The sequence below is a fragment of the Micromonospora parastrephiae genome (assembly GCF_016802865.1).
Taxonomy (GTDB): Bacteria; Actinomycetota; Actinomycetes; order Mycobacteriales; family Micromonosporaceae; genus Micromonospora; species Micromonospora parastrephiae.
Map to the genome: position 1 here is coordinate 1 of NZ_JAEVHM010000379.1, position 1,907 is coordinate 1,907.

The 1,907-nt window shown below is 75.0% G+C and carries 2 protein-coding genes; both read right to left on the minus strand.

The window, feature by feature from the left end; all coding sequences use genetic code 11:
• Window positions 1-6: 6 nt before the first annotated feature.
• Window positions 7-846 carry a PSP1 domain-containing protein gene (locus JNW91_RS31175; protein WP_203179024.1) on the minus strand — a complete coding sequence of 280 codons (840 nt, stop codon included), beginning with the start codon at window positions 844-846 and terminating at the stop codon, window positions 7-9.
• 294 nt (window positions 847-1,140) lie between these two features.
• The gene (locus tag JNW91_RS31180; protein WP_203179025.1) at window positions 1,141-1,821 is read right to left on the minus strand and encodes a hypothetical protein; all 681 of its coding nucleotides are present in this window, start codon (window positions 1,819-1,821) and stop codon (window positions 1,141-1,143) included.
• Between the last annotated feature and the right edge of the window lie 86 nt (window positions 1,822-1,907).

The window sequence follows — 1,907 nt, forward strand, 5'->3', positions numbered from 1 at the left end:
GGGGGACTAGGGGGTGTAGTGCTGGTCGTGGGCTTGGCGGGGGGCGCAGACGGAGGCGCGGGAGCAGGAGCAGCGGGAGCCGTCGGCGTCCAGGCGGACGGTGACCGCGTCGCGTGGGACGCTGTGGCCGACCACCCGGCCGTCGCCCTCCGGCGTGGAGACCCGGCTGCCGACCGCCGGGGCGGTCTCCTGAAATCGTTGGTACAGGGGATGTTCGTACTTCAAACAGCACATCAGCCGCCCGCATGCCCCGGAGATGCGCAGCGGGTTCAGCGGTAGGTCCTGGTCCTTGGCCATCCGGATGGTCACCGGCTCGAAGTCGGTGAGGAACGTGGCGCAGCACAGGTCCCGACCGCACGAACCGATCCCGCCCTGCACCCGCGCCGAGTCGCGGGCGGAGAGCTGGCGCAGCTCGACCCGACAGTGCAGGGTGGCGCCCAGGTCACGGACCAGGGAGCGGAAGTCCACCCGGTGCGGCGCGGTGAAGTAGACGGTGCTGCGCTCACCGCCGCCCTCGGCGGAGCCGAGCACGTGGTCGACGGCCACCACCTTCATCGGCAGGCCGTGCGCGCGGATCAGCCGCTTCGCGGCCACCTTGGCGTCGGCCTTGCGTCGACGCAACGCCTCGTCCCGGCGCAGGTCGTCGTCGCCGGCCAGCCCCACCAGGCGGGGGAAACCGTCGGTCTCCTCGGTGACCCACTGGGCGGCCCAGACGCACTCGGCCACCTCGGGCCCGTCGTCGGTGGGCACGAGCACCCGGTCGCCGACCTGCGGACGCAACTCGCCCGGGTCGAGGTAGTAGAGGCGCCCGTACCGGTTGAAGCTGACCGCGCAGAGCATGCCCATGCCCCCACCCTACGACGGGTCAGCGCGGAGAGCGCACCGGCCGGCTACGCCCGCCGCTATTCATGACCGTCGACTTGACCTATTGCCGGGCGGCCCGTCGTGCCGTTGCTCCTCGCCCGGACGGTTGAATCCCGGCCGGGGCAGGGGACAAACGCGTCCGGGCGGCGTTGAGTGGAGGCAGACCTGCGGGGGGTGCAGGGGGAAGACCACGGCGTCGCCGTGGGCGCCGGCTCTTCTCGGGTGCCCGCGAGCGGCGCCGTGGTCTGTCCGGGCCGCCGAAGGGCCGGGACGCGGCTACCAGCCGACCCGGGTGGGCTGCCCGTAGTGGGGCCTGCCGTCCACCGGCGGTCGCCAAACGGACTCGGCCAGGCTCGGCGCCCACTGACGCAGCAGCGTCTCGGCGCCGTCGTACGCGACGCAGAGCACCGCCAGCACCCGCGCCGCGATCTCGGCCGCGTCGGCCACTCCCGGCCCGATCGGCCCGGGTCGAAGCGGTGGACCCCCGGCGGTGGCGGCGACCACGGCGACGGCCTCGGCCGAACGGAGCACGTCGGCCAGTGTCCGGGCCAGGGCCAGCCGGCTGCCCTCCATCCAGTCGGCGAGCGCGTCCGCGTACCCGGCGGTGGATTCGAGCCGGCCGACCAGGCTCTCCGGCCCCTCGTCCAGGTGGCGTAGCAGCGCCGCGCGTTCCTGCCCGTACGCCGTGGCGGCCGGACCGGACCACAGCACCGGGTCGGTGAGCGCGGCGGAGACGTCGTCGTACCCCCGGATGAGCCGGCGCACGGCGTGCCCGGCGCCGGTGAGCGGCGTCGGGTGGAGGTCGAGGAAGCCACGGACCGCGTCGCCCGGCAGCACCTGCATCCGGCGCAGCAGCGGCCAGACCCGGTGCCCCTCGGGGACCCCGGCGGCGAGCAGCGCGTCCACCCGGTGCAGCAGGTCCAGGCCGGGCTCGGCGAGCCGGTCGAGCGGGTCCATCACGGCTCCCCGGTGATCCGGCGGCGGGCGGCCCGGTCGACCTCGCCGTAGCGGTCGGCGGCCTCGCGGACGGCCGCGGCGGCGGC